Raw genomic sequence first — 6,357 nt, 5'->3', positions numbered from 1 at the left:
GCCTATGCACTGATTAAACGGGTTCTGCCAAAATATGCCAATCGTTTTAAGGTGGCCTATATTCCCATGGAAGACAACAAAGATGTTTTTGAACTGGAAGCCAGTGGGGAACAGATTCTTTTAAAAGGCAATAATGGGATATCGGTTGCCAGTGCCTTTAACTACTGGCTTAAAAATTACGCGCATTGCGATATCAGTTGGAATGGTACCAATCTGGAGATTCCAACACCATTTCCTATGGTGAAGGAAAAAATTCATAAGGTTACACCGCATGATTACCGTCATTATTTCAATTACTGTACCTTCAATTATACTGCGTCCTGGTGGGACTGGGAGCGCTGGCAATGGGAAATTGATTTTATGGCATTGAATGGGATCAATATGCCGCTTGCTATGACTGGACAGAATGCGCTGTGGGACCGGGTTTACAGAAGCTTTGGTTTTGATGACGCAGACATGGATGCTTTTTTTACCGGGCCGGCATATTTCATGTGGTTCTGGGCAGGTAATATTGATGGGTTGAATGGTCCTTTGCCAAAAAGCTGGATGAAAAGTCACGAGGAACTACAGAAAAAGATCCTGCTTCGCGAACGGGAGTTGGGTATGAAACCAATCCTTCCTGCCTTTAGCGGTCATGTGCCCCCAACATTCAAAAAAAGATTCCCTAACGCTAAAGTTGACAAGGTGAACTGGGAAGGCCGTTTTGCAGATGCTTATGTACTTGACCCGGAAGATCCTATGTTTCAGCAGATAGCCGACAGGTTTATGCAGGAACAACAAAAGACCTTTGGATTGGAAAATCATTTATACGGGGCCGATACCTTCAATGAAATGGATCTTCCACACCAGGATTCTGCCTACGTACGTAAAATCGGCAAGGCAGTATATGATGGTATGGCCAAAACCGACCCAAAAGCAATATGGGTGATGCAGGGATGGTTGTTCTGGGACCGAAGGGATTTCTGGCAGCCTGAGCGCATCAACAATTATTTGAGCGGAGTACCGGATGATAAATTAATCATCCTGGATCTTTTTGCCGATGAACAGCCTATATGGACCAAAACCAAATCCTTTTTCGGGAAACCATGGATATGGTGCATGCTTCACAATTTTGGCGGCAGGAATCCACTGTTCGGCAACCTTGATTATATCGCTAAAGAGCCTGCAGAAATGGTTCATGATCCTAATAAAGGTAACCTGTCTGGAGTCGGATTGGTGCCTGAAGGGATAGAGCAAAATCCAGTTATCTATTCGCTTATGCTCAATCACGTATGGAGCGATCAGCCCGTAAACGTGAACGAGTGGTTAAAAGGATATGCCCACAGTCGTTACGGAAAAAAGAACCCGTACACAGAAAAAGCCTGGGATATTTTACATAAAACAGTGTATGCTAAAGAAGGCAGCTATGAGACCATTGTGGTAGCAAGACCAACCTTTGAAAAAGACAATGATTGGGCCGCTACAGATTTGCCGTATGATCCACTTGCGTTGGTGCCGGCATGGGAGAATATGCTGGCTGCGGCTCAGCAATTTAAGCGTAATGATTGCTACCAGTTTGATCTGGTAAGCATTGGCACGCAGGTGCTGGCCAATTATGCCTCAGTTGTTCAACAACAGTTTGCCAGAGACTTCAAACAAAAAAACATTACCGGCTTTAAACAACATACTGCAGAATTCATGGAACTGATTGCCGATATGGACCAGCTGATGGGTACCCGAAGAGAATTGTTGCTTGGGAAGTGGCTCAACGATGCAAAAAAATGGGGTGCCAATACCGCTGAGTCTCGATTATATGAAAAAAACGCAAGAGATCTGATCACCCTTTGGGGAGGGAAAGATGCTGTACTTCACGAATATGCAAACAAGCAATGGTCGGGTCTGTTTAATGGCTTTTACGGAAAAAGATGGAAGATGTTTATCTCCGAGGCCAGTGATGCTTTAAAAACGAAAAAAGTATTTGACCAAAAGGGCTTTACTGAAAAAGTAAAAACCTGGGAATGGAACTGGGTAAATGGTACAGAGCAATATCCGGATCAACCAACAGGAGATCCTACAGAAATATCAAAAAAAATGTATGCTAAATATGGCAAGCAGATCACTGCCGCATACAAGAAACTTAAATTAACGAAGAACAAAAAATAAATTACGAATAACATATGATACCTATTACAGAACAATCATCCCTTTATGATAACCTGGAAACCAAATCAGTTGAGGAACTGACCAGTGCTATTAATCAAGAAGACCATAAAGTGGCAAAAGCAATTCAGGAGGTTTTACCGCAGGTAAACTGCCTGATTACCGCTATCGTGAATAAACTAAAGAACGGCGGCCGGATGTTCTACATCGGAGCCGGTAGCGGCGGCAGACTCTCTGTACTCGATGTGATCGAGCTACCTACCACCTACGGCCTACCCAAAGGAATTTACAATGCTGTGCTTGCCGGAGGAGAGGACCGGCTCATAGATGCACTGGAAGAAATGGAGGATGACCTGAATGAAGCCTGGGACAGGCTCAATGCAGCAAACATCTCAGAAAAAGATATTGTGGTGGGTATTTCCGCAAGTGGAAGTACGCCTTTCGTTCTGGAGGGCCTAAAACAGTGTCGTGCACATCACATTGCAACAGGCTGCATTGTGAGCAATCCGGACTCGATTATTGCAGGACAGGCTGATTATCCTGTTGAAGTACTTACCGGTCCCGAATTTGTGACAGGAAGTACCCGAATGAAGTGCGGTACTGCACAGAAGATGTTGCTGGATATGATATCAACCACAGTGATGATTCAACTGGGAAGGATAGAAGGCAATAACATGATCAATGTAAAACTCATTAACGATAAGATCATGGACAGGGGCGTTAAAATGCTGATGAAAAAAGCCGAAATTGACAACTATAATGAGGCTAAGTCATTGCTTTTACAGTATGGTACTGTAAAAAATGCGATGGAAAAACTGGTTAAAAATCACGACTGATTATTTTAGAACGCTAAATATAAAACTTTGAAATACATTTTTATTTGTTGTTTGTGGGCGCTCCTGGTCATATCTGGTTATGCGCAGTCTGGTGCGCCTAAAGTGCAGTTGATTCCAGCGCCTGCACAGTTGAACCTGAAAAGAGGGAGCTTTATTGTCGGTAGTAATACTGTAATTCATTATTCAGATGCTACCTCAAAGAAGAGCGCCGTTCAGCTTCATGAATACTTGTACGAAAACTATGGCATTAACCTGAGACTTCTTTCCGGAAAGCCTGAAAAATCGAACCAGGTAATTTCTTTTGTATCTGCAAAGGCAAGGGTCAAGGAGTCGTATACACTTAGGGTAGGTGCGGCAGTAATTGAAATTACGGGCGACGATGCAGGTATGTTCTATGGCTTACAGACGCTATTTCAGTTGATCAGCGTAAAGGATCAGAAACCTGAAGTTCCCTGTTTGGAGATTAGCGATAGCCCTCGCTATGCTTACAGAGGAATAATGCAGGATGTAGGCTACCATATCTATCCGGTTTCCTTTATTAAAAGCCAGATTGAGATGCTGGCAAAATACAAGATGAATGTATATCACTGGCATCTTACCGAAGACCACGGCTGGCGAATTGAGATTAAAAAATATCCCAAACTTACCTCTGTAGGTGCTTTCCGTGCCGGTACGCAAATCAGTAATTACACAGATTCGCTTAATGGTAATGACCACCTGCCTTATGGTGGTTTTTATACACAGGACGAGATCAGGGAGGTGGTTGCCTATGCAGCAGAAAGACATGTCACAGTTATCCCAGAAATTGAACTGCCAGGACACTCCCTGGCAGCGCTGGCGGCTTACCCGGAATTGGCTTGTGGTGACAATCCCGGGCCATTTAAAGTCGCTGAGCACTGGGGCATATTTGAAGATGTGTATTGTGCAGGCAAAGAAAATACCTTTAAATTCCTGGAAGACGTGCTCACAGAGGTTATGGCGTTATTCCCTTCTCCTTATATTCATATCGGAGGTGATGAATGCCCTAAAGAACGCTGGAAGGTCTGTAAATTTTGCCAGAAACGGATTAAAGACAATCACCTGAAAAATGAATTTGAGCTGCAGAGTTATTTTGTAAAAAGGATCGAGAAATTTGTGAACTCCAGGGGGAGAAAGATTATTGGCTGGGATGAGATCCTCGAGGGTGGTCTTGCACCAAATGCAACAGTAATGAGCTGGCGTAACATAGAGGAAGGGATCAAAGCTGCAAAACAGGGACATGATGTTGTAATGTCACCCCTTTCACATGTTTATTTCGATTTTATACAGGGCAAACGGGAGCTGGAACCCCTGGCCATCGGTTGGGGCTACAATTCTTTGCCGCGGGTTTATAACTATGATCCTACACCTGCAGTGCTCTCTGATAAAGAGAAAGAACACATCATCGGGGTTGAGGCAGCCATATGGACAGAACACATGGATACACACCGCAAGGTAGAATACATGCTCTATCCTCGCTTAATGGCATTGGCTGAGATTGCCTGGACACCTCTTGAAAAGAAGGATTCGGTTAGCTTTTTTGAGGAAAGGCTACCGAAGCATCTTGCCGTTCTGGATAAAACAGATAAAATATACCGGGTGCCTGGTCCAATAGGTCTTTCGGATACTACTCTGATTGGAGCGGATTTTAACCTGGAACTTAAGGTCCCTGTTGAGGGCGCGAGAATCTATTATAATTTTGAAGGTCAGGATGCCAGGGAAACTGATTTTGTATATGAAAAACCAATACGGATTATACTAAATAAGGGCGAGCGCAGGGCTTTAAAGTCTATTGTGATCACCCCATCTGGGAAACGAAGTGTAAATACGACAACTATTTTCAAAAACCCTTAACCATATTCTTCTAATGTATCTGAAAATCCTAAATAAAATAACCCGTCTGCTCATTTGCAGTTTGTGTTGCATCAGTTTTACTGGCAATGCCCAGGTGCTGTACAAATCGGGCTTTGCCAAAACCAGCATTGAGCCCTCAACGTATCCGTTTTCCCTGACTTTGGCTGGTTACGGTTACCCCAGGGAAGGACGTTTTAGCCTCGACTGGATAAAAAAAACAGCATTGCAGAACTGCACGGCTTTTACTGGAAATAATGAGGCGTTATTTGTAATAAGCAATAACCAGTTGCTGATGACAAAGGCGGCAGAGACCCTGAATTGGAAAGGCATTGGGAAGAGCGATGGCATAACCGCGCTTGCTGCCGGAAAAAAACTACTTTATGCGGTAAATGATAAGGGAGAGATTTTACAGTCCGGTTTTTCCGGTACGTTAAGCTGGAAAAAGTTAGCTGCCCTCCAGGGGGTAGTAAGTATTACGATTTTTAATGACATTCTCTATGTGGCTGATCAAAATGGGGTAATCAGCTTTTCGAATTTAAAAAGCAAAACACTAAACTGGACAAAGCTGAGCAGTTTAAGTAGCCTTGTCAGCATGGTTTCTTATGATGGGGCTTTGTATGGATTAACTGCAAGCGACGATCTGATGAAATTGGATCTTAAACATAGAAATGCAGCCTGGACGAAAATTGCGAGATACAACGGTGTATCTTACGATGTACACCTAAAATCCATAGCAGTAGGAAACCATACTTTGTATGGCCTAACTAAGGATAATTCTGTGTTTGCCGGTAAACACCTAACAACAGGTGATCTTTCAGTTACTGCACTGGCAGTATCATCAGGCAAGCAAACGGTGGTTGTGGTGGGCGCAGATCTCTGTGGCCTTGGTTATGACTTTGTAACTTCAGTTAAACAGGAGGTTTATAGAAAATACCGCATCCCGGCAGCAGCAGTCATGGTAAATTCCTCGCACACACATTTTGGACCCGTAGCACAGCACTGGCCAGCTTGGCCTGAGTTTGTTCAGCAACCAGATAGTTTATACATGAATGGAACATTGAGACCTGCCATTGTGAAAGCGATAGGAGCAGCAATCAAAGCTATGCAACCGGCCGACCTATATTTTGGCAGGGGAAAAACTGCGATAGGTGCAAATAGAGCACTTACCGGAGCACATGTGCCTTATGATAATGATGTAGATGTATTGAGTGTGGTTAATAAAAAGAACCAACAGAGAACGCTGTTATTTTTAACGGGCTGTCATGCGGTTTTCAAGAACGAGGGCGCCGAGATGTTTACCATTAGTCCTAATTTTCCGGGGGTGACCAGAAAGTTACTTACCGATAAGAACAGTATTTCCAATGCCATGTTTATTCAGGGTTGTGGGGGCGACATTAACCCGGTTGATGAAAATCATCAGAGAACAGGAGCATCACTCGCCGCTGATGTACTATCTGTCTTAAATCGCCCACTGCAAAAACTGGATGGTGAGATTAGCTTTTACATGGAC

The 6,357-nt window shown here is 43.7% G+C and carries 4 protein-coding genes; all 4 read left to right on the top strand.

Annotation, left to right across the window (positions count from 1 at the left end; all coding sequences use genetic code 11):
- Nucleotides 1-2,142, top strand: a 2,142-nt coding sequence (locus tag AC1DDX_RS20775) for an alpha-N-acetylglucosaminidase (protein ID WP_477622515.1), incomplete at its 5' end; no start/stop codon positions are given.
- A gap of 14 nt (nucleotides 2,143-2,156) precedes the next feature.
- Entirely contained in the window at nucleotides 2,157-2,975 is an 819-nt protein-coding gene (locus AC1DDX_RS20770) for an N-acetylmuramic acid 6-phosphate etherase (RefSeq protein ID WP_288880269.1), read from the top strand.
- Between the two features lie 27 nt (nucleotides 2,976-3,002).
- On the top strand, nucleotides 3,003-4,847 hold the full coding sequence (locus tag AC1DDX_RS20765) for a beta-N-acetylhexosaminidase (protein WP_337715022.1): 1,845 nt from the start codon (nucleotides 3,003-3,005) through the stop codon (nucleotides 4,845-4,847).
- 13 nt (nucleotides 4,848-4,860) lie between these two features.
- Nucleotides 4,861-6,357: PQQ-binding-like beta-propeller repeat protein (locus AC1DDX_RS20760; RefSeq protein WP_477622514.1), on the top strand; the 1,497-nt coding region annotated here is incomplete at its 3' end.

Source organism: Pedobacter sp. 10L46_2, assembly GCF_056395165.1.
Note: the sequence above shows the minus strand (reverse complement) of the source record. Positions and strands in the feature narration are given on the sequence as shown.